The organism is Methylicorpusculum oleiharenae (assembly GCF_009828925.2).
Lineage (GTDB): Bacteria > Pseudomonadota > Gammaproteobacteria > Methylococcales > Methylomonadaceae > Methylicorpusculum > Methylicorpusculum oleiharenae.
In genome coordinates this window covers 2,946,331-2,969,295 of record NZ_WUTY02000001.1, presented here as the reverse complement: position 1 = coordinate 2,969,295, position 22,965 = coordinate 2,946,331, and the positions used below count along the sequence as shown (strand labels likewise).

Genomic DNA, 22,965 nt, shown 5'->3' with positions numbered 1-22,965 from the left:
TTTATCCAAACTTTTCTATAAACCTAATTTTAACGCCATAAAATGACTTCCTTTCTGCAGCGCGGTGCAGCAGCCGTTCAAACTCAAAATATGCCCGAAGCGTTAGTCTGGTTCGAAAAAGCAGTGGCCGAAAATGCTAAAGATGCTCAAGCCCATGCTTGTCTAGGTCAGACTTTATGCTGGCTGGGCCGACGCGACGAAGGCGTGAGGCAATTACATAAAGCCGGCCAAATCCTGCTTAAAAATGTTCGTAAAACCCGGGATATCAGTCAGGCACTAGGCCTCATCGAACAACTGCAGTTTTGGAACGATTACCAGGGGGCATTGGAACTGGGACGGCAGGCGGTGCAAATCAACAATTCCGATGTCCGGGGATTTCAATTACTGGCACTCAGTTATTCGCGTCTTAATCAAAAAGCACTCGCATTAAGCGCCGGAAAACAAGCCCTTAAACTAGCACCCAACAACGCGATGCTCACTATTTTGGTAGCCACGCTGGAAATGGCAGAAGGATTAAACCAGCCTGCAAAACTGCGTCTGGCAAAAGTGCTGCAGCATCCTCTTTCAATCGAAGAAAAATTTCGTACCCATAAAGAATTGGCCCGCTTGCTCGATAAAATGGGGGAATATGACCTGGTATTTAGCCATCTGACTGCAGCAGGTGAATTGTCAGGCCAATTGCCGGAGCTACAAAAGCAGGATCCCATGCGGGTTCCCAACATGATTGAAACGAATATAAAGGGATTTGATCAGGCATTGCTTAACCGCTGGCCGCCAGCTTCACTTAATCAGGATAATCAAGATAATCGGGCTCCCATTTTTTTAATCGGTTTTATGCGTTCAGGCACCACGCTTACCCAGGAGGTTCTGGGAGGACACCCCGATATTTTCGTTGCCGATGAAACCGACCTGATTTATTCAGTTTCCCAAGAACTTGAGCGCATGGTTCCCTACGCCAAGTCGCAGCCGGAAAGACTTCGCACACTTGATCTAGTGGGCGTAAAGCATTTACGGCAATTTTATTGGGACAGGGCGAATAAGCTATCGGGAGACAAATTAAGCCATCAAAGATTTCTGGATAAAACCACGATGAACACGCTGGACCTGGGACTGATCAATTGCCTGTTTCCCGATGCCAAAGTTATTTTCGTGATCCGAGACCCAAGGGATGTCTGCTTAAGCTGTTTTATGCAAACCATGACGCCGGCACCTTCTACTGTGCAATTGCTGACGTGGGAAGGCACGGCACATTTTTATGCGCAGGTAATGAAGTGGTGGCAGCACATCAAAGCCTTTATGCCCGCCCCTTATCTTGAATTTTGTTACGAGGATGCGGTCACTGATTTTGAAACTACATTTAAAACAGTATTCGAATTTCTTGAGCTAGACTGGGACCCTTCGGTAATCGATTTCCACCGCCGGGCGATAGGCAAACAGATTAACAGCCCCAGCTTCAGTCAGGTTTCGCAACCGCTCTATACTTCATCGGTTGCCCGCTGGCAGCCCTATGAAAAAGAATTTGAAGCCGTTGCCGAACAGCTTCAGCCTTATATTGATGCGTTTGGCTACGGAAACCGGACACTGTAAAAATTAAGTATCTAGTGAAACCTACCCACTCAATTCAAAGCGGGCGAGTAGTTACAAAATCAGTTCAATTTTGCCGAATCAAAGATCGGCCAGATTGCCTTTGGTTTCCAGCCACAACTTTCTGTCCGGAGCGCGTTTTTTCGCGAGTAGTAAATCCAGTTGGGCCCGGGTCTCATCGCCCTCCTCAACCGTCAGCTGAACCAGTCTGCGCGTATCCGGATTCATCGTTGTTTCGCGCAATTGACTTGGGTTCATTTCGCCCAAACCTTTAAAGCGTTGTACGTTGATTTGACCTTTCAGTTTTTCAGCTTTGATACGATCAAAAACGCCCTGCCGCTCAGACTCATCCAGGGCATAAAAGACTCTTTTGCCTATATCAATACGGTACAGAGGCGGCATTGCAACAAACACATGCCCGGCGTTTACCAATGCGCTGAAGTGCTGATAAAACAGGGCGCAAATCAATGTCGCAATATGATTTCCGTCAGAATCGGCGTCTGCCAAAATACAAATTTTGCCATAACGCAAATTCTGCAAATCATCAGACCCCGGATCCATACCTATTGCAACAGCGATATCATGAACTTCCTGAGACGCCATGACCTGATTATTCTCAACTTCCCATGTATTTAAAATCTTGCCCCGCAACGGCAAAATGGCCTGAAACTCCTTGTCTCTGGCTTGCTTGGCAGAGCCGCCGGCCGAATCACCCTCCACTAAAAACAATTCGGACCGGGTAATATCCTGTCCCGAACAATCCGCTAATTTCCCTGGTAACGCAGGTCCTGCGGAAATCCTTTTACGGATGATCTTTTTACTGGCTTTTAAACGCTTTTGAGCATTATTGATGATCACTTCAGCGATTTTTTCGCCTTCCGTAGGGTGCTGATTCAACCAAAGACTGAAGCCGTCTTTAGCCACACCGGAAACAAAGGCAACGCATTCTCGTGAACTCAAACGCTCTTTGGTTTGCCCGGAAAACTGGGGATCTTCCAGCTTGACCGACAAAATGAAATGGCAATTTTCCCAGACATCTTCGGGCGCCAATTTAACACCACGCGGCAACAGATTACGGATATCGCAAAATTCACGCATCGCTTCGGTCAGACCGGCTCTCAATCCATTAACATGCGTGCCGCCCTGAGCGGTAGGCACCAGATTGACATAACTTTCATTCAACGATTCAGTGAGACTCTCAGCCGTCCAGACGATTCCCCATTCCACCGCCTCATGATCGGCGCTCATTTTGCCCATAAACGGCGGATCAGGGCAGAATTCGACATTGCCGATGCTGTCCAGTAAATATTCCTTCAACCCGTCCTGAAAACACCACTCCCAGCATTCTTCTGTCGCTTCGGACTTCAAGGTAATGGCCAACCCCGGACAAAGCACAGCTTTTGCGCGAAGGACATGTTTTAGACGATTGACAGAAACCTTATTGGAATCAAAATATTTAGCATTTGGCCAAAACTTGACTGAGGTACCCGTGGCGTTCTTGGACACGGTTCCGGTTTCAACCAGATTGCTTTGCTTTTCCCCATCGGCAAAAGCCATGTGATACAGCTTACCGTTACGCTTGACTTCAATGTCCAGCCGGGCAGAAAGCGCATTCACGACAGACACGCCCACGCCATGCAAACCACCGGAAAACTGATAATTTTTATTGGAGAACTTACCGCCCGCATGAAGCTGAGTCAAAATGACTTCAACACCGGGAATACCCTGTTCGGGATGAATATCTACCGGCATGCCGCGGCCGTTGTCGCTGACCAGGATACCTCCATCCGTAGCCAAAACCACCTCGATACTATTGGCAAAACCGGCAATGGCTTCGTCTACACTGTTATCGACCACTTCCTGGACCAAATGATTCGGTCTTGTGGTATCCGTATACATACCGGGACGCTTACGAACCGGCTCCAAACCGCTAAGAACCTCAATCGCGGCGGCATTATAATCATTACCCATACTTCCTAATCACTCGCTGTCCAAATTCATATATAATGCGTTGTTTAATTAGAACATCGTATCATCAATTCATTTTTATCTACATGCCGAAAAAAAAATCCGCAAGCCTCTTCGAAGAATCCTTAGCCGAACTGGAAAAACTGGTCGAACAAATGGAGAAAGGTGATCTGCCTTTGGAAGAGGCTTTACAATCGTTCGAACGCGGCGTCAACCTGACCCGTACCTGCCAAAAAGCCTTACAGGAAGCCGAACAAAAAGTTCAGATTTTATTAGAAAAAAACGGCAAGCAAACCCTGGAGCCCTTTACCGATGAGTAATGCACTGAAAGAATACCTTATTTTTTGTCAAAATCGCGTAGAGCGTGCCCTGGAAAACCGTTTACCCAGTGAAAACGTCTTGCCCAAAAAATTACATGAAGCCATGCGCTATTGTGTTCTCGACGGCGGCAAACGGATGCGGCCTATGTTGACTTACTGTACCGGTAAAACCCTGGGTCTGGCACCTGAGGGTCTGGACGGCGCAGCTTGTGCAGTCGAATTGATTCATGTGTATTCGTTAATCCACGACGATCTGCCCGCCATGGATGATGATGACTTAAGACGAGGCAAAGCGACCTGCCACATAGCATTTGATGAAGCCACCGCCATTCTGACCGGGGATGCGCTGCAGGCGCTGGCCTTTAAATTGCTGGCCGATGATCCTACCTTGAAAACCGATGCGGAAGGCCGGCTCAAAATGATTCAATGCCTGGCAAAAGCCAGCGGTTCACAAGGCATGGTGGGGGGGCAAGCAATCGATCTTGAATCGGTAGGCAAAAAGTTGACCGTACCCGAATTGGAAAATATGCACATCCACAAAACCGGCGCACTGATTCGCGCGAGCGTCAACATGGCAACGCTTGCGAAACAAGGTCTGGACTCTAAAACAGCCGATAGCCTGGATCATTATGCCAAATGTATCGGGTTGTCATTTCAGGTAAAAGACGACATTCTGGACGAAGAAAGCGATACAGCCACACTTGGCAAAACCCAGGGTAAAGATAAAGACAACGATAAACCCACTTATCCGGCTTTGTTGGGTATGGCTGGCGCCAAACAAAAAGCCCAGGAATTACACCAGCTGGCGATTGACAGTTTGAGCGTGTTCGGCAGCGAAGCCGATTTATTGCGCGACCTGTCGTTGTATATTATCCAAAGGGATCATTAAACCCAAAAATGCGGTTTTAGCTATGCTGTTCGTGCCTGACGAGTCATTCAGACAGAACGGCCAAACACCCGCAGCATAGCTTGCCATTGCCGCCCAAAACTCTGCCCTCCCCTTCGATAGCTTCAGCACGACGAGGAGTTTATTCCACTTTATAAATCTTTCCGGGTTAATTCCGACTTGAATACTCGGTTATTAATCTGCATAATCGTTTGCTTTATTCTCATTGGGCACCTGGCAAGCCAGTGAGCAAAGGGGTTCGACCGCCCTGCATGACCTGAGCAATCAAGCAGGGTTAGCCACTGTTATTTGGCTTATGACACTGGACCCAATAAACAATTAAAACGCTTTATCAAGATTCGGCGCACACACAAGAATGGATTAATTCATGAAAATCACTGGTAACTATCCGATACTGGACACCATTAAATCCCCTGCGGATGTTCGGCTCCTACCCAAAAGCAAACTCAAACCACTAGCCGCCGAACTGCGTGAATTTCTGACGCACACGGTGAGTATCTCGGGCGGCCATTTCTCGGCGGGTCTGGGCACAGTGGAGCTAACGGTGGCGCTGCATTATGTGTTTGATACGCCGTCCGACCAGCTGGTCTGGGATGTGGGACATCAGGCTTATCCGCATAAAATCCTGACCGGCCGGAAAGACCGCATGACGACGATCCGAACCCGGGACGGCATTTGTGCGTTTCCCAATCGTGCCGAAAGTGAGTACGATGCGTTCGGGGTCGGCCATTCCAGCACGTCGATCAGCGCGGCGTTGGGCATGGCGATTGCTTCCCGCCTGAAGGGCGAAAACAAGCAGATGGTGGCGATTATCGGCGACGGCAGTATTACCGGCGGCATGGCTTTTGAGGCGATGAATCATGCGGGATCGCTGGATGCCAATCTGCTGGTCATTTTGAATGATAATGACATGTCGATTTCGCCCAATGTCGGCGCGATGAACAATTATCTGACCAAGATTTTATCGAGCAAGTTGTATTCGTCGATGCGCGAGGAAAGTAAAAAAGTCTTGAGCAGCATGCCCAGCGTCTGGGAACTGGCGCGCAAGACCGAGGAGCATATGAAAGGCATGATTGTGCCGGGTACCTTGTTCGAGGAATTGGGCTTTAATTATATCGGTCCTATCGATGGTCATGATCTGGATATGCTGGTGTCGACGCTGGACAATCTGAAACGGATTTCCGGCCCACGCTTTTTGCATATCGTAACCAAGAAAGGCAAAGGCTATCCGCCGGCTGAAAAAGACCCGCTCGCTTACCATGGCGTTCCGGCTTTCGATCCGGCCAAAGACTGCCTGCCCAAATCGGCGCCTTCCCCGCATCCCACCTATACCCAGGTATTCGGCACCTGGTTGTGTGATATGGCGGCCCAAGACTCACGCCTGCTGGGCATTACGCCGGCGATGCGCGAAGGTTCAGGCCTGGTTGAGTTTTCCCAACGCTTTCCGGAGCGTTATTTTGATGTGGCGATTGCCGAGCAACATGCGGTGACGCTGGCGGCCGGTCAAGCCTGCCAAGGTGCCAAACCGGTGGTGGCGATCTATTCGACGTTTTTACAACGGGCTTATGATCAATTGATTCATGACGTGGTGCTGCAAAATCTGGATGTGTTGTTTGCCCTGGACCGCGCCGGTCTGGTCGGACCCGACGGCCCGACCCATGCGGGCAGTTTCGATTACAGCTACATGCGCTGTTTGCCCAATATGCTGATCATGGCGCCGGCCGATGAAAACGAATGCCGGCAAATGCTGACCACCGGATTTCTGCACCCCGGCCCTGCGTCGGTGCGCTATCCTCGCGGCAAAGGCCCGGGTGTGGCGATTGAGCCAGCATTGACCGGCCTGCCTATCGGCAAAGCACAAATTCGCCATGAAGGCGGCCGTATTGCGGTACTGGCCTTCGGCAGCATGGTGGCTCCGGCTGAAGAAGCCGGCAAGCAGCTCGGTGCGACCGTGGTCAATATGCGCTTTGTCAAACCCATGGATGAAAGCCTGATACTGGAACTGGCCAAAAGTCATGATGTGTTGGTCACGGTTGAAGAAAACGTCATTGCCGGTGGCGCAGGCAGCGGCGTGAATGACTTTTTACAGGCGCAGAGAATCCTGATGCCGGTCTTGAATATCGGTCTGCCCGATGCGTTCATCGAACAAGGCACCCGCGAAGAGCTGCTGGCGTTATGCGGTCTGGACACCGCCGGTATAAAGGCGGCTATCGAGCAGTTTTGTGCGTGACAGGAACAGGTAGACCTTGCCTTAAAAGCCAGGGATGGCTTTGCCGACTGCATCTTACTGATTAAAATCGTATGAGCTTTCCTTGATGGCCCAAATTTTCACCATCACAGCCAATACGGCAATCGACCACGTCATTGAAGTCGAACATCTGGGTCAATCCGACAATCTGCAAGCACGATCCAGTGTCGAATTTGCTGCGGGAAAAGGCGTCAATGTTGCCAAAACACTTGAATCGCTAGGTTGCCCGATCACCGCTCTGGGTTTTGTTGGACAGGATTCGCTTAATCTGTTCAAGCAACTTGAATCACAGTATCTTAAGACCGGCTTTATTGAGGTTTCCGGTAGAACACGGACGAATCTGACGCTCATTGATACCGCAAACCAAAAAGAGCTGCATATCCGCACCCCCGGTTATTGCGTCACTCCTGAGGATCAAGAAAAACTGATTCAACAAATCAAAAGCCTCATCCGCAAAGACGATATTGTCATATTATCAGGAAGCCTGCCGCCTGGAACTTCCGATTATTTTTACCGGCAGTTAATTGAAATATGCCATCTCCAATCGGCTATTACTTTGCTGGACACTAGCGGAGCCGCTTTACAAAACGGCATAGTCGCTCGGCCATATTTAATCAAACCCAACCGACATGAGTTGGCAAAACTGGTCAATCGACCCCTGATGACGGAAACCGACTATCTATCAGCAGCAAGATCAGTCATTGACCAAGGTGTTCATTGGGTAGTTGTTTCCAGAGGTTCAAAAGGAATCATTGCCATCAGCCGGACAACGGCTACCTTCATCCGCCTCCATCCATCGCCAAGCACCCCACTATGCAGCGTTGGCTGTGGCGATACGCTACTGGCAGGAATCGCTTATGCCATGTTAAATCAGTATGATCCATTAGAAACCTTCCGCTATGGCGTAGCCTGTGCAACGGCTAACCTGACTAATTTAGAACCAGGACGCATTGACAAAGAAGCCGTGCCGCATCATCTGAACCGGCTGACTATGGATCAACTGAAGCTATCGTAATTATTACTATAAGCCCGGAAAGAATGGGGTTCACCCCGGCACGGTTGCCGGGATCCAGAAGCCATGGATGGCGTTGGACTTTCATATCGACGGGACCTGGATTCGCTTACGCGGCCTAACGGGATCCAGGCGTGAACTCTGATTCAAATCAAATTGGCTGAAGGTTCAAAGTAATCAGGAAGTTTTATTTCAAAAAAGTCTCTCGCAATGAGATGATCTGAATCGGGGTCCGCATCCCCGTCCCTGATTAACCATGTTGTCTTGTATCCGGCGGCTTTAGCGGCATCGAGCTCCTCTTTAATATCCGATAAAAACAGAATATCGATAGCCGGTAACCCGATTTGATCGGCTATGGCCAGGTAAGAATCCCGCTCCTTTTTACCGCCAATTTGTGTATCAAAATAACCTGAAAATAAAGCTGTCAAATCACCGTATTCGGTGTGACCAAACAACAGCTTTTGAGCATAAACGGAACCTGAAGAATAAACATACAGAGAAATACCTAGTTCTTTCCATGCCGTAAGACATTGATGAGCATCTTCATAAAGATGGCCTTTAAAATCGCCAGTTTGATAGCCGTGTTCCCATATCAAACCTTGTAGCGATTTAAGCGGAGTTATCTTCTGATCAAGATCTATCCAGCTAATAAATTGATCAATAAGCCCGTCAATATCAGTTTTTTTGCCTAGCAGTTGCTCTGCATCGGTCAATATTTTTTTAACGTCCGGCTGAGCGGCATGGCCTCTGACAAAATCAGCCACGTGTTGCCGGGAATACGGAAACAATACCTCTTTAACAAAAGACAGAGATGAAGTGGTGCCTTCGATATCAGTCACTATGGCTTTAATCATGACAATTCGGCTGCAAACTGGTCCAAAGTGGGGAACTGAGCGGCGATAGGATCTCCCGTAAATTGAGCCACCCAGCCTTCCTGCGTGGTAAACAGACGGATACATTTAAAGTCGGGCAACTCTCCCATATCAAACCAATGCCGAGTGCCTGCCGGTACGCTGATCAAATCGCCTTGTTCGCAGAGCATGGCATATACTTTATCGTCTACATGCAAACAGAAAAGCCCACGGCCTTTTATAAAAAACCGTACTTCAAAATCTTCATGCACATGTTCTGAAAGGAATTTAGTGCGCAGGCCTTCCTTGTCAGGATGACCGGCGTTCATACTGATTAAATCTACTGATTGAAAGCCGTATTCTTTTTTTAATTGCTCTATAGACTGCTTGTAGGCACTAAAAACAGTGTCCTGATCGGCAGTATCGGCCAATGGAAATGCGGCATTCCATCGTTCGAATCGAACGCCCAGCGAAGCCAGCTGTTGCTGAATATCGTCAAAGTCAAAATAAGTTGTTTTTTGTTGGGGCTGTTCTTCTTGGTAAACAGATAATGCGCTCATGGCAGTTGAACTCCGTACAGTTTAATTTCACATTCAAATAAAAATTCCAGTGCTTCGACATGCAGTAATGCCTCAGCGATATCCTTACCCCAGGTGTAAAACCCATGACCGGCAATGATGTAGGCATGAATCGGATCGTTTTGATCCATATAGCTTTCAACTTCGGCGGACAAACGTGCGATATTTTGATCATTCGCAAAAACAGGCACAACCGTTTGGGTTTCATGGGTGTCGATACCGGCCAGGGCTTTCAGTAATTCGTAATTTTTCAATACCAGCGCCGATTTGAATAACCGAGATATCAGCATCGAACTTTGGGAATGAGGATGCAAAACGCACCGAACTTGCTCAAAGCGCTTATAAATTGACGTATGCAACAGCGTTTCGGCAGAGGGTTTCTTGCCGTCCAACGATTGCCCCATGCTGTCTATCAACATGATATCGTCTTCTACCAGCCGCCCTTTGTGGCGGCCGGAAACAGTAATAGCTATATTTCCATCGGAAAGCCTCGCCGAAAAATTTCCACTGGTAGCAGGTACCCAGCCTTTACTGTCGATAAAACGGCCCGCTTCAATCAACTGTTGCGCCTTTGCCAGAAATTCGTTGTTGTGTATCATCGTCTATAAAAAATGCTCATAGTCACTATGGCTTCTATTCTACCGCAGAATCAGAAATACTTGTTTTACAGATCAACCCTGTAACCAATCATGTTATAACCTGAATGACAAACTGCTTTTTGATAAATACATCGGCCAAGCTGCACGATCAGTAAATCGGCAGCCAAGAACATTTCCGTTCATTTTATCCTGACTTCCACTTTCTTTATTTAATGATAAAAAACCGCCTTACATCCTTCAGTCTCCTGCTATTTCTTATCACGATTCTTATTGCGCTGGATGTCTCAGCTATTGAAACTGTGGTGCTCGATGACATTTCGGCACTTGACGAACAGACATTGGAATTAAAAATCGAAGCCTTAAATGCCAATCAGGATCTTGATGAAAGCACGAAAGCCAGGGTAATCAAGCATTACCGTTCGATTAAAGACAACAGGCTTAATAATCAACGATTTAACGAATTGACGGACGCCTACCAAAAAGACATGAAAGAGGCGCCGCATAAAATAAAAGCATTATCAGAGGAAATTACTCATCTTCAAAGCAAGCTGAATGAACCTATAAAAAATGATTTTTACACTATCCCTCAAGAAGAACTGGAACAACGCTTACTGATCGAAAAAGGAAAAATCAGCGATTTAGAGGAGCAAATAAAAATAATTGAAGGCCGTCTGGTTACTGAAAATAACCGCTCCAATTTGATACGGCTTGAAACGGTCAAAGCAAGACAGGACATCGAGGAATTATCAAAACGCCTGACATCACCTGCAAGAGCAGGAGATTCAATCCTTGAATCGGAGGCGCTGAAACACTATTTAAATTCCAGCATCACCTCCCGAACGGCTGAAATTAAACTCCTGGAATTGGAGGCGATCAGCCAGCCGGTAAGAATTGAGGTGCTCAATACCGAATTACGTTTACTGGACCTTAAGAAAAACCTACAAATACCCGTTGTCGGTGCGATTGAAGCCTTGATAGCTGAGCGGAGGCAGGAAAAAGCCAGAGAGATTCAAGAAGCGCTTGATCAGGCAGAACAGGAAATCGCCGGCAAACACCCTGTTATCCAGACGATAACGCGTGAAAACATCCAATTCAGTCGGGATCTGCAGGCAGTCAATCAAAAAATAGAACACTATATCGAGCTCAAAACGAAAATTGAAACGAAGACCAGCGAACTTGATTCCGATTTCAAAAGCGCCGAGCGTAAAATCAGCCTCGCCGGATTAAGTCCCGCACTGGGCAAAATCCTGAGAGAACAACGCAGAAACCTCCCCTCAGCGGATAAATTTACTGTTCGATCCGATACGATACAAGAAGAAACCGCCTTAACCAGTCTTAATTTATTCAAAGTAGAAGACAAATTAAAATCACATACGGATATCAATATTGTATTAAGCGAGTTAATGGACCAACTCGTTGCGCCGTCATTACCCGGTAATGAAAGAATGATGATTCAGGCCGAGTTGAGAGTGCTGTTGAACAATCAAACGGAAATACTCAATCGCCTGACCTCTGCCTATACGTCTTATCTGCGCTCCTTGAGTGATTTCGATTTTGCCCGTCAGCAATTGTTCGGCCAGTCTGAAAAATTTGCCAATTTTCTTGATAAACGCCTTTTGTGGGTGCCCAGCTCCAACCCCATTGGACTTAACTTTATTGCGGGGCTTTATCAAGCCTCAATTTGGCTATTGTCGCCTCATCAATGGTTCGGATTAATCAAGGATTTAGGTTATAGCGTCAGGGAAAATCTGTTTTTTGCCATTCTGGCTCTGATGAGCATAGTGGTTCTTCGCATGCTTAAAGCTTGGGCCAAAACCGAATTGGCGGCCACGACAGAAAAAATTGAAAAAATCTATACGGACGGTTTTAACCTTACGATTAAAGCCTTAGTCTGTACGCTTATTCTGGCCAGCCAAATGCCCTTGCTGTTTTTTTATGCAGGCCTTTTTCTTATGCTGCCCGGAAATGTCTCCGAGTTTAGTAACGCAATAGGCACAGGACTTAGCGCAGCAGCTATCCCTTATTTATTAATACAGTTTTTTTACAAGCTTTTTCGTCCTCAGGGCATTGCTCATAAACATTTTTTGTGGCGTGAACAAACTGTAAAACAGGTCAGTAAAGAATTACGCTGGGTTCGCTATATAGCTGTACCCTGTTTTTTTCTGATTGCAGTTGGAACGCCTTTACCCTACTCAAGCATCAGCGATCACTTAGGGCGTTTGGCGCATATTATTGTTATGTTCTCACTCGCTCTGTTTTTAGGCCGCTTGCTGAAACCTAATAACGGTTTATTGACCCATTTAATCCTGGAAAATAAAAATGGCTGGCTGACTCGATTACGTTTTTTTTGGTATCCCGGCATCGTAGTCACACCTTTGATTATCGCCGGTTTTGCTATCGCAGGTTATTACCTGAGCGCGCTGGAATTACAACACAAACTGATTGTCACCCTCAGGCTGATCATGGCAAATCTGCTGATTCACGAACTGGTCGTGCGGTGGTTAACCTTGGCCAATCGTCAATTGGCATTAAAAAATGCCCGGCAAAAACGCAAAACAGCCGCCGCACAAATTTCGAAACCCGCCGGCGGGTCCAGCGACGATCCTATTATTCCCATTGACGAACAATTGCTCGATATTCCCAAAATCAACGCCCAAACCAAAACTTTGCTCAGCGTCTTTATCGGTTTCAGTTTGATCGTCGGCATATGGATGATCTGGCGCGATATTCTGCCTGCATTTTCATTCATGGATAACATTGTCTTATGGCAGCACCTGCAAATCATCGATAGTCAGGAAACTATTCAACCGGTTACCTTGACGAACCTGCTATTGGCCGGACTTTATATGTTTGTCGTTATCGTTGCCGTTAAAAACTTTTCAGGGCTGATGGAATTAATGATTTTCAGGCAGATATCGGCCGAAGCGGGAACGCGATATGCTGTCAACCAGCTTGCCCAATACGGCCTGATGGCTATCGGCTTTATCATCATCGCCAATGAATTGGGAGGCAGCTGGTCTCAGGTCCAATGGCTGGTTGCTGCGCTCAGTTTGGGCTTGGGTTTTGGTTTGCAGGAAATATTCGCCAACCTGGTTTCAGGGATTATTATCCTGTTTGAACGTCCGATCCGTGTCGGGGACACTGTAACCATAGGCGATATCAGCGGCAAAGTCAGCCGCATTCAAATGCGGGCAACAACTTTGACTGACTGGGATCAAAAAGAACTTATCGTGCCCAATAAAACATTTATCACCGGACAAATGATCAACTGGACGCTCACCGACCAGATTACCCGTGTGGTTATTCCTGTAGGAATTGCTTATGGGACAGATATAGAACTGGCCCATAAAGTAATGATAGAAACTGTCAAATCGACGCCACGAGTGTTGGTCGAACCCGAACCCAATGTTTTGATGGTTGGATTTGGAGCCAGTTCATTAGACTTTTCGATACGGATCTACGTCAGCGACTTATCCGGGCGATTGGCTGCTACTCATGATTTACACATGCGGCTCATTAAGGCTTTCAAAGTACATAACATTGAAATCCCTTTTCCCCCCCAACGCGATATCCATATAAAAACAACCCCACCCGGCGCATTTAATAGTCCGGCTATTGAACAAAACCTGCCCTCTCCTGCTGACGCTTCTATCAAAAACGGCATTCAACATGAATGAAATCAATACTGATAAAAAAAGAGACATTATTTGTCACTGCACTGGCACGACTGAAGAAAAAATCAAGGAACTTATAGAGAGCTGCGTCGATAGCCTCGACAAGCTATCAAGAAATACAGGCGCCTGCTCAGGTTGCGGGGCCTGTGAAACTTCTATAACTGATCTGTTAGCGGCTGCCGGCGTTGAGCTAATGACATCAACAAGATGATGTTTGCCGGATTTGTAGTCTTGAAAAACGGGGAAAGTTGTAAATATTAAGCCTAGGTTGCATGCTTTTCGCAACCCAGCAATTATCATCATGACCTTGACTGTTGGGTTGGCTATCGTCAACCGCAACCTACGTTGCATTCCTTGCTCATCATGTCGGGTAACGCACATGACCTTGTTTTATTGAAACTCTGGATAAGCCGGTTTGAATTATGGGGCTTGGTTCAATGGTCCCTCGTAGGTTGGGTTGCGCGCATTTCGCAACCCAACAATTAACGCCATGACCATGAAAATTGGGGGGCTATCGCTAACCTCAACCTAGCTGCATCATCTTTGTTTTCTTGCTCGGCTGAGTAGTCACGAAAATTTTACAATTTGTATAATACGTCGTTGGCTTTATCACGGTCTCTAGGATCTGCTTTGATAGTTCTGTCCTGATTCATCCGCTCCTGGCCAAACTTGCTGATCATGTCTTCCCAGGAAGAATATTGTTCATATTCCTTGAAACCCTGGCTTTTACGCTGATCGTATATTTCTTTACCTAACAAAATAATTTCATCAGGATTTTTTCCATCCACGGCATCCAGGAAGGCTGACTCGTCTTTATTAGCATCCCTGATTGTCCAAAATGATACTTCAAATTGAATCCGTTTCTCCTGTGGTAAACGCTCTTTCATCATTTTCACCGATCGAAAAGCGGTGCTACTGTTTCGACCATTGATTTCACTACCGCTACCGCAACCAAAAAGGGATAAAGCGCTAGCAAGCATCAATAAGATAGAAAATTTCCTCATAAAGTTAACCTCAATTCGTTGTCTGGTGATCTGCTATTGTTATTATGTCCGTAATCAGGCAATCACTGATTCATTCAGCTCTTGCCGCAGTGTTCTCTGCACTGTTTGCATCAATGACCGGGCGTTATCGATGCTTAATGTCTACAGTAAATTATTTACCATAGCGGCACGCTGAAAATTCGAAACCTGAGTTTCAGCGTGACTTGGAAAATACTGACTTCCGCAGCATTTTCTAAATACATGATTTGTTTAACGCGAACCGAATTAAACACAGTAAAATGTTCGTCGATTATAAACCTAAGCCACTTCTATATGCTGGAATTTATTAAATTACTCAAGCAGCGCTACCAACAAGTCTCAGCGCACGATAAAAGTGACAATGAGAAAACATTCTATCAGCAAAAAATCGATCAGCTAGTTCTCGCTGAAGCTTTTATTCGTAAAACAAATTTCATCAATTCACCCTCAGCATTTCCAGCCAATATTGCCGTAATTGGCCCAACCCAAGCCGGAAAAAGCACACTGGTTAATTTGTTGCTGGGCGACAACTGCGCCGGTGTCAGCCCTCTGGCCGGTTATACCGTTCATGCCCAAGGTTTTTACCATCAGTTAGCTTCGCACGATTGCACGCATTTACAGCACTATTTTGGTCATTATGAACAAGTATTGCCTTCTCAGCTTTCCAAAGATCGTTACGACTGCTATTCATTGAGCGAGTCTCAAGGCGAATCCAAACTACTGTCGCCCTGCATTATTTGGGATACGCCGGATTTTGACTCGATTGATGCCTCCGGTTATAGCGAGAGCTTACTGCGCACCATCGCGCTTGCGGATGTGCTCGTCCTGGTCGTCAGCAAGGAAAAATACGCCGATCAGTCCGTCTGGACCATGATGCGTGAACTGGAAGCGTTTGATCAGCCGACACTTATTGTTGTCAATAAATTACCTGAAGGGTCCGAAGCGGTCATTACCGCCTCACTCAAACAAAAATGGCTAAGCGCCAGAACCGACGCTGTGCCCGATATCATTCCACTGTTATATCAGCCTCAGGGAAGGACGCTGCAATGGCCTGCTCACGCCCAATCAGCCGTTAAGGAAGCTATCCGTCTCGCCACTCGCCGTAAACCCGCAGAACTGGCCAAACAGTTTATTAAAGTCCATTGGCAGGACTGGCTGGAACCGGTCATTGCAGAACATGAAGCTTATCAGCAATGGGCTAGCCTGGTTGATGAACTGACTGAACAAGCACTCCATCACTATCAGCGTGATTATCTTAATCATCCGCATCATTACGAGACTTTTCAACACGCCTTAGCCTCTTTATTGACCCTGCTTGAAATTCCGGGACTGGACAAGGCGATTTTCAAAACACGCCAGATATTGACCTGGCCCATAAAAAAATTGGGCCGATTGACGCAGCGCCGCCCTCCACTCACCAGCAGCAGTCACGAAGTCATGCTGTTGAATCAGCTGGCTGAACATATTCTGATTCAATTGGCCGAGCAATTATTCGATAAAGCAGGGCAAAATGAAACCCGCCTGTGGTGGAAAAGTGCCAACGGACTGTTAAGACAACACCGCAAGGCCATGCTTGCCCAATTCAGCCAAGCGGTGGACCATTATCATATAAATTTTCAAGTGGAAGTGGACACCGCCGCTCAACGGCTTTACACGAAATTAAAAGAACAACCGTTTGTGCTCAATAGTCTTAGAGCTACGCGCGCAACCACTGATGCGGCCGCCATAGCATTATCTCTGCAATTCGGCGGTATTGGCCTGCATGATTTACTGATTGCCCCGGCAATGTTTTCGGTCACCTCTTTATTAGCTGAAAGCGCGATCGGCAGTTATGTCAATAAAGTGCAGGCAGAATTAAAAATCAAGCAATTGCACACGGTTAAACACACCTTGTTTTTCGACTACCTTCAAAAACAATTGTACGCGCTGCCTGAGCAGATCAATCTGGATGTGCATTTCAACATCACCCCACATCAACTCGAAATGGCCGAACAACAACTAAGAGAAAAACCGCATGGATTACGATTACTCTGAATTGATTCAACACACGAAAAGCTGGATCAGCCTGGTGACCGATGAAGGCTGGATTGACGCTAGCTGTGCCAAAACGCTGAATGATCTGGAAGCGGCAAACCCCGAAAACCTGCTCTCGCATCCGCAGTTTCGGCCACTTATCGTTGCTTTTATGGGCGGCACAGGCGTTGGAAAAAGCACACTGCTCAACCGTCTGGCCAATCAGGCTATTGCCAAAACAGGACTGGAAAGACCCACATCCAAAGAAGTCACGGTTTACTGTCACAAAGATGTTCAACTCCAAAAACTGCCCGACTCGCTGCCCTTGGATAAAATCCGTATCGCAACGCATGATGAATCCGGTAAAAAAGCGGTGGTATGGATAGACATGCCGGATTTCGACAGTGTCGAAGCGCATAACAAGGAAATCGTCATGGGCTGGTTACCCCATATTGACTTGCTGATTTATGTGGTCAGTCCGGAACGCTACCGCGACAATAAAGCCTGGCGTCTTCTGCAGAGTGAAGGCGCCCGGCATGCCTGGGTCTTCGTAATGAATCAATGGGACCGGGCAGACAGCATCCAGCTGAACGCGTTCAAGCAACAATTGGGCAGCGCGGGATTTACCGATCCCCTGGTCTTTAAAACGGCTTGCGGCATTGAAATGCCCGATGATTTTCCAACACTGCAAGCCACGATTGAGACAATGGCGACCGAACGCACCATACAACAACTTCAGCAACGGGGCATTCGCGTCAGAAAAGAAGCAATGCATGAATTGTTGTCCGGCTGCATCGGCCAATTAGGAACTGAACAGGCTTTTTCAACCTTAACGGAGCATTGGCAAACCGTGTGGAAAAAAACCGCACAAACGCTAACGACAGGCATGGAGTGGCCTATCGTGCAAATGGCCAGGCATTATGCAGAAAAAGCTCAAATGCCAGGACCCAAAGGGCTGTCGCTGTGGGATGATTGGGCACAAACACTTTACGAAGATGGGCTGGATGAGCTTCTGATTCAGGCCTACTCACAAAATCTGGCGACTGCGCCACTCAAACAACAGCTTTTGCCTCTGCGGACTCGAGCGCCAAAGATTCTCCATGAGCAGGTTGAATTATCGCTGCGGCAAGCACTAGCCAAACCGGGCCACGCCATGCAAAGATTTTTTTTAAAGTTTCTGCGAATAGCTGAATTTATTCTGCCGCTGACAGCCATGGGCTTAGTCGGCTACGAAGTCTTACACGGGTATTACAACAGCCATATCACACATACCCACTATCTGGGAACCGAATTTGCCATCCACAGCGTACTGGTAATCGCAATCACTTGGCTGGTGCCATTTTACCTGCACAAAAAACTATTACCCTCGGAAGAAAAAACCGCCCTCAACGGGTTGAGAAAAGGCGTATCGCTGGCCTTCAACCTGCTTGAAGCCGAGGTAATTCAAACCCTGGAACAAACCGATAAGCAGCGCCGACAACGGATTACCGATGGCAAAAAATTAATGACGCATTGCAAACAAGCAAACTCAGACTCAAAAGCTATCGGCAATAATGACCCGCTAGCCCGGATGCTGGTGGAATAGACTCTTTTTGATAGCCCGTTTTATTGGGTGTAGGTGCTTGATTTCAAAGGACGCATGAAACCATCCTTGGTGCTCTCTGCAACATCCCTGTTGCAGAAGCCTTTTCAATCAATCACCTACATCCTCTATTCCAAGGGGGCGAGTAGTTACGTTTTTTTACACAAAAACTTGAAATTGACTTTGGCACCCCAATATCAAGCCATGTAAAGGTTGGAAATAAATAAAGTTGAACTAAAAGCCAGCTTGTTAAACTAACCGATAGCGACTTTATCTTAATGAATCGGTCGATGGGTAAACCAAAATTTAAAGTTTGCTTATTGATCATTTGTTCTGATAGTATCGCAAAACACTAAGGGGGCGACATGGCTTCGACGTGGGTAGCGAAACCTTAAGTGCATGCCGAGCACAGTACAGCTCGTAAAACCTACTGAAAAAAAGTATTCGCAAATGACGAAAACTACTCAATGGCTTTAGCTGCCTAAAAACAGCTACCATTCCTTTGACTGTGTGTGCTTATGCGCGCAGAGTTCTTGAAGCTCTTCGGAGTCGAGGGGACGCTCAGAGGTCATATTACATAAGATCGTGCTGACGCTAGTCCGGAGCTGATGCCCTAAAACTTACGGAATCGCTGACAGTTTTCTTGGCCTGACGGGTAGCTGGCGGTTAAATCAAAAGTTCAGGATAAGCATGTAGATCTTGTGGCGGAGTACTTGCGGACGCGGGTTCAATCCCCGCCGCCTCCACCAAATTTTAAAGCTCAACTGGTTTCAGTTGGGCTTTTTTATTGCTTGTTACTACGGGCTCGAAGAGCTTCATTCGGGTTCCTGCGCACTTAAGTGACGACCATTTCACAGCTACACATGGCATTTTTCAGAATTTCTTTTTATACAAGTTAATTTTCCCATTAGAGTAAGTTTTTGAGATGCTTGGTTGTCTTACCGCTTAATTAATGAATCAAACAATAATCCATAAAATTACCTGGTTAATTGAACTCGATTGGTTTCAATTGAATCCCTGATTGTGGAGATGGCACTCTATATCCAATATCGAGCTAATTAAAAGTAAGCCGGTTAATGACATATAGGTGGCGAACATTTTTATCGTAATGGATTAAATCTGACCCGTTGAATTGATCTGCCGATTCTCCAAAAATCTGACAAATGGATTAATAAGTCCATTTTTCCTTTGATGTTCTTCAGGAGACAAAGAGATTAATGTAGATTTTATAGTTCATACGGCGGACAGTGTCCTCTCATTTAATGAGGAGTTCGTTAAGGCTACCAACAAAATTATGAAACTATCAGGCAAGGCCGGTTGGACATCCCTGTTTGGAAAGTTTCTGTCAAAAGCATTTATTTAATTGCGGGTCAGAATTGCTGCTTCATTGCAGAAAGTCTAATGCAAATATAATAGATAGATGCGGCCTTGCTCAAAGTTACCGAAGCTTGTTGAAAGTCCCAGAACATGAATGCCCCGCTCTCGATCCACCGGAAATCGCCCGGTCGGTGTGGACGATCTAAGCGCAGCAAATCGCAAAACCTGATGAAACGGCGCATCCATTATAAATCCGAAACCTTGCGTTTCATGACCGATCCCAATGTTCCCTTTACCAATAATCTGGGTGAGGAGGACATTCGTATGACCAAAACTCACCAGAAAATATCCCGCTTCATTGGCTCGCAAATTGCCGCCGATACCTTCTGTCGGGTGCGCAATCATCTAGACCTGCCGAAAAAACAACGTCTCGGCAAATCAGGCTTTGAATCTGCTGTTGGATGGCAAACTACCGGAATTTATTGCGTAATTCTTGTCAGGCTCGATGAATGATGAATAGTTACTTACATTCAACTCATAATGCAATCATAAATAACAAGATTTGAAAAAGGCTAGCTGCTATAGTTTCGTAAATAGTTAGAGAAAATTAATTCTTAATTATTATTACCATGAACGAATTATCCCTGATTTTAGATCGCAGTTATTCTTGATAACCTTTATATGCCAAATGAGTTTGCACAAATTATAGGAAATTCCGCACAGTTATCATCGCTTGGATTCGCTGTTATTAAAAAGGACGGAGTTCTCGCGTGCGCAAATCCTTCATTTTGTGAGATGTTTTCTATTACATCTCCCGAAGCTGCGGCCGGATGTGTTCTGGCTGAACACGTTTCGTCGCGTTTCCATTCAATTAACTCTGATTTGTCCAAAGCATTTGCCTGCCCTTCTCCGGGCATTATTGAATTGCGCTTTGAACGCGGCTCAGAGCCACTGACAATGCACATTGCCGCCGGCAATGATTTGCGGATGCTGGCAGTCAATCGAGTGCCAAAACCACTGGTAGATAAAATTTCACCAAATAACCTTGCGCACCAAGATCCTCTAACGGGCCTTGGCAACCGGATGATGTTAAACGATGAGATAGCAAACTGGCAACCCAGTGGTCCCGAGTCTTTATCACTGGCAGTGATCATGATTGACCTCGACCGCTTCAAGAAAATCAACGATACGCTGGGGCACGGTGCTGGCGATACTTTGTTAAAGCTGGTCGCCAAGCGCATACTATCCGCCACACGCGACAATGATACTGTGGTTCGGATGGGGGGTGATGAATTCGTGGTGCTACATACGATAGGCTTCCAGCCCATCGGCGCAATATCGGTCGCAAAGCGTATTGTCGAACTCATGAGTCGTCCCTTCCTAATAGAGGGTCAACAGGCCAATATAGGCGCAAGCGTCGGCATAGCCGCACTTAATCACGGCACCGATAACGTTGCCGAGTTACTAAAGCACGCCGATCTCGCTCTGTATGAAGCCAAAGCAGCCGGTCGTGGCATCGTCAAATTTTTTGAACCCGCACTCGCACAACGGGCAATGGACCGGCGCAATCTCGAGATCGATTTGAGTCGAGCCTTGGGACTGAAAGAATTTATTTTAATGTATCAACCCCAAGTCAATATGGCAGACGGCACTTTGCAGGGCTTTGAGGCGCTGATTCGCTGGCATAATCCAAAACGCGGCCTCGTGTCACCGGCAGATTTCATTCCATTAGCCGAACAAACGGGTGAAATCAATGCTATTGGTGAGTGGACTTTGCGCACGGCTTGTAAGGAGGCGATGAGTTGGGACGGCAATTTCTCAGTAGCAGTCAATGTATCGCCGATTCAGTTCGAAAACGAGGGTATCGTCGACATTGTTAGAAATGCTCTTGTAACCACTGGGCTAGCGCCTGAGCGGCTTGAACTCGAAATCACCGAAGGCGTCATGATGAAGGACTATGAGACTGCGCAGAAGCACCTTTGGGCTATCAAGAATATGGGGGTGGGTATTGCAATGGACGACTTTGGCACCGGCTATTCTTCACTCAGCTATCTAAACAGCTTCCCCTTCTCCAAAATCAAAATAGATCAATCCTTTGTGCGCGGAGAAAGCTCTCCAAAATCACGTGCACTGGTTCAGGCGATCATTAGCCTAGGTGCAAGCCTTAAAATGACCACCATTGCCGAAGGTGTGGAGACCAAAGAGCAGTTTGATGAGTTGGCTGCGGGGGGGTGTCTGTCTGCACAGGGTTATCTTATTAGCCGTCCCATTGCCACTAAGGCGATTGCCGAGTTTATCTCGGTTCTAAAAAACAAACCAAGTTAAAGGGTGAAAATAATGAATGCACCACTTTTTCGACTGGTATATATCAGCCGTAACGAAATTTCAGGCGACGAAGCAACCGTTCGTCGCGAAATTGACCAAATTCTGGCAAGTGCCCGAGTAAAAAATCCAATTGAGAACATCACGGGCGCACTCATGTTCAACGCTGGGTGCTTCGCTCAGGTTCTGGAAGGCTCGCATGATGAAATACAGAATACTTTCGAGCGTATTCAGTGTGATCCAAGACATTCACATGTCGTCATACTTGCATTCGAGCCAGCGTCGGAACGCAGTTTTTCTAACTGGTCCATGGCTTACCTTGGCACGAATTCTAATGCATCGGCCAAATTCGGAGACATCACCAATAAATCGGGTTTTGATCCCGCCCTATTGGAGGGTGATCACATATTTGATTTGCTTAAAGAGCACTTGATCGAGGCCGAATCGACCTCTCATTGATCGAACCCTGCAAGTTCAAGCTATGCGAGAGTTATAAAATTCTTGTCACATCTCTTTGTACCCCTGTGCCAATATGCCGCAATTACCAGTTTAAACTTTTTATGTAGCTTTAAAGGTAGGAGAGAATCATGAACAAATCGAAATCAGGGACAATGAAATCACCATAATTAACTGCGCCGGAGGGCCCTTTGGAAAGCTTTGCTAAGGCTTGCCCTTTAAATTTTTCAATATAACGGGTCTGCATTTTTTATAAACTTTAGAGGCGACAACTATCCTGACACGGTGGGTTTAACGATCGACTGCATGGATAATTGAGTTAGAGCAATGCAGGAACAATTGCCGAGAGAATATCAGGCTTTGATGGCTTAAAGGACCTTATCCACCGTGACTGCCTTACGTAAGTTCACTTTTGTTTAGGTGACCGATGGCTCCAGCTTCCTTCGAGGATTCAACAAACAAGCGCAATTTATTGCTGAGTCATTGAACCTAAAATGCAGAATTTAGCTTTA

At 46.6% G+C, this 22,965-nt stretch carries 17 protein-coding genes and 1 other RNA gene; 13 read left to right on the top strand and 5 right to left on the bottom strand.

The annotated features are described in order from the left end of the window. Positions 1–42: 42 nt before the first annotated feature. Positions 43–1,587, top strand: coding sequence for a tetratricopeptide repeat-containing sulfotransferase family protein (locus tag GO003_RS13380; protein WP_231088986.1), 1,545 nt, complete (start codon positions 43–45; stop codon positions 1,585–1,587). 78 nt (positions 1,588–1,665) lie between these two features. Here the strand turns inward: GO003_RS13380 and parE are convergent, their stop codons facing one another. Then, positions 1,666–3,555, bottom strand: a complete 1,890-nt coding sequence (gene parE / locus GO003_RS13375; RefSeq protein ID WP_159654687.1) for a DNA topoisomerase IV subunit B — start codon at positions 3,553–3,555, stop codon at positions 1,666–1,668. Between the two features lie 83 nt (positions 3,556–3,638). Here parE and xseB point away from each other — a divergent pair, with 83 nt between their 5' ends. The 4 genes from xseB (at position 3,639) to GO003_RS13355 (ending at position 8,042) form a co-directional block, all read left to right on the top strand. Next, positions 3,639–3,872: an exodeoxyribonuclease VII small subunit gene (xseB, locus tag GO003_RS13370; protein ID WP_159654689.1), complete on the top strand. Its 234-nt coding sequence runs from the start codon at positions 3,639–3,641 to the stop codon at positions 3,870–3,872. Next, positions 3,865–4,761, top strand: a complete 897-nt coding sequence (gene ispA / locus GO003_RS13365; protein WP_159654691.1) for a (2E,6E)-farnesyl diphosphate synthase — start codon at positions 3,865–3,867, stop codon at positions 4,759–4,761. The genes xseB and ispA overlap by 8 nt, the downstream gene beginning before the upstream one ends. A gap of 385 nt (positions 4,762–5,146) precedes the next feature. Further along, the gene (gene dxs, locus GO003_RS13360) at positions 5,147–7,009 is read left to right on the top strand and encodes a 1-deoxy-D-xylulose-5-phosphate synthase (protein ID WP_231088985.1); all 1,863 of its coding nucleotides are present in this window, start codon (positions 5,147–5,149) and stop codon (positions 7,007–7,009) included. Positions 7,010–7,094: 85 nt separating this feature from the next. Next, positions 7,095–8,042 carry a 1-phosphofructokinase family hexose kinase gene (locus GO003_RS13355; RefSeq protein ID WP_159656754.1) on the top strand — a complete coding sequence of 316 codons (948 nt, stop codon included), beginning with the start codon at positions 7,095–7,097 and terminating at the stop codon, positions 8,040–8,042. Between the two features lie 143 nt (positions 8,043–8,185). Here GO003_RS13355 and mtnC read toward each other — a convergent pair whose 3' ends face one another. Genes mtnC through GO003_RS13340 form a run of 3 tightly spaced genes read right to left on the bottom strand, consistent with a single transcriptional unit; the run spans position 8,186 to position 10,067 of the window. Further along, complete coding sequence (mtnC, locus tag GO003_RS13350; RefSeq protein WP_159656752.1) at positions 8,186–8,893, bottom strand: acireductone synthase; 708 nt, start codon at positions 8,891–8,893, stop codon at positions 8,186–8,188. Next, positions 8,890–9,450, bottom strand: coding sequence for a 1,2-dihydroxy-3-keto-5-methylthiopentene dioxygenase (locus GO003_RS13345; protein WP_159656750.1), 561 nt, complete (start codon positions 9,448–9,450; stop codon positions 8,890–8,892). The genes mtnC and GO003_RS13345 overlap by 4 nt, the downstream gene beginning before the upstream one ends. Continuing rightward, positions 9,447–10,067 carry a methylthioribulose 1-phosphate dehydratase gene (locus GO003_RS13340; RefSeq protein ID WP_159656748.1) on the bottom strand — a complete coding sequence of 207 codons (621 nt, stop codon included), beginning with the start codon at positions 10,065–10,067 and terminating at the stop codon, positions 9,447–9,449. The genes GO003_RS13345 and GO003_RS13340 overlap by 4 nt, the downstream gene beginning before the upstream one ends. Before the next feature lie 212 nt (positions 10,068–10,279). Here GO003_RS13340 and GO003_RS13335 point away from each other — a divergent pair, with 212 nt between their 5' ends. Both GO003_RS13335 and GO003_RS13330 read left to right on the top strand, forming a co-directional pair. After that, positions 10,280–13,744: a mechanosensitive ion channel domain-containing protein gene (locus GO003_RS13335; protein WP_159656746.1), complete on the top strand. Its 3,465-nt coding sequence runs from the start codon at positions 10,280–10,282 to the stop codon at positions 13,742–13,744. Next, positions 13,737–13,952 (top strand): (2Fe-2S)-binding protein, encoded by a 216-nt coding sequence (locus tag GO003_RS13330; RefSeq protein ID WP_159656744.1) that lies wholly within the window; start codon positions 13,737–13,739, stop codon positions 13,950–13,952. Before GO003_RS13335 ends, GO003_RS13330 begins: the two co-directional genes overlap by 8 nt. 367 nt (positions 13,953–14,319) lie before the next feature. On the opposite strand, the gene GO003_RS13325 is transcribed toward GO003_RS13330, so the two are convergent. After that, complete coding sequence (locus GO003_RS13325) at positions 14,320–14,745, bottom strand: hypothetical protein (RefSeq protein WP_159656742.1); 426 nt, start codon at positions 14,743–14,745, stop codon at positions 14,320–14,322. 312 nt (positions 14,746–15,057) lie between these two features. Between GO003_RS13325 and GO003_RS13320 the strand changes: the two genes are divergently transcribed. The 6 genes from GO003_RS13320 to GO003_RS13295 all read left to right on the top strand — a co-directional run bounded on the left by GO003_RS13320 (position 15,058) and on the right by GO003_RS13295 (position 22,456). Continuing rightward, positions 15,058–16,797, top strand: coding sequence for a GTPase domain-containing protein (locus tag GO003_RS13320; RefSeq protein WP_159656740.1), 1,740 nt, complete (start codon positions 15,058–15,060; stop codon positions 16,795–16,797). Continuing rightward, positions 16,778–18,361, top strand: coding sequence for a GTPase (locus tag GO003_RS13315; RefSeq protein ID WP_159656738.1), 1,584 nt, complete (start codon positions 16,778–16,780; stop codon positions 18,359–18,361). Before GO003_RS13320 ends, GO003_RS13315 begins: the two co-directional genes overlap by 20 nt. A 353-nt stretch (positions 18,362–18,714) precedes the next feature. Continuing rightward, positions 18,715–19,107: a transfer-messenger RNA gene (gene ssrA, locus GO003_RS13310) on the top strand. A gap of 718 nt (positions 19,108–19,825) precedes the next feature. Further along, positions 19,826–20,188, top strand: a complete 363-nt coding sequence (locus tag GO003_RS13305) for an IS66 family transposase (protein WP_269144392.1) — start codon at positions 19,826–19,828, stop codon at positions 20,186–20,188. A gap of 168 nt (positions 20,189–20,356) precedes the next feature. After that, entirely contained in the window at positions 20,357–22,000 is a 1,644-nt protein-coding gene (locus tag GO003_RS13300; RefSeq protein WP_159656734.1) for a putative bifunctional diguanylate cyclase/phosphodiesterase, read from the top strand. 12 nt (positions 22,001–22,012) lie between these two features. Then, positions 22,013–22,456 (top strand): BLUF domain-containing protein, encoded by a 444-nt coding sequence (locus tag GO003_RS13295; RefSeq protein WP_159656732.1) that lies wholly within the window; start codon positions 22,013–22,015, stop codon positions 22,454–22,456. Positions 22,457–22,965: the final 509 nt, after the last annotated feature.